This window comes from Leclercia sp. UBA7405 (assembly GCF_037152215.1).
In the GTDB taxonomy this organism is placed as follows: domain Bacteria; phylum Pseudomonadota; class Gammaproteobacteria; order Enterobacterales; family Enterobacteriaceae; genus Enterobacter; species Enterobacter pneumoniae.
This window is the reverse complement of record NZ_JBBCMR010000024.1, coordinates 1-261: the sequence shown is the minus strand read 5'-3', so window position 1 is coordinate 261 and position 261 is coordinate 1. Positions and strand designations below refer to the sequence as shown.

General features: G+C 53.3%; 1 rRNA gene. It reads right to left on the bottom strand.

Going from position 1 to position 261, the window contains the following annotated elements:
- Positions 1-261: ribosomal RNA gene (locus tag WFN75_RS22550) — 16S ribosomal RNA — on the bottom strand; the annotation flags it as partial.

The following is a 261-nucleotide window of genomic DNA, read 5'->3' as shown; positions in this document are numbered from 1 at the left end:
TGAGTTCCCGGCCGGACCGCTGGCAACAAAGGATAAGGGTTGCGCTCGTTGCGGGACTTAACCCAACATTTCACAACACGAGCTGACGACAGCCATGCAGCACCTGTCTCAGAGTTCCCGAAGGCACCAAAGCATCTCTGCTAAGTTCTCTGGATGTCAAGAGTAGGTAAGGTTCTTCGCGTTGCATCGAATTAAACCACATGCTCCACCGCTTGTGCGGGCCCCCGTCAATTCATTTGAGTTTTAACCTTGCGGCCGTAC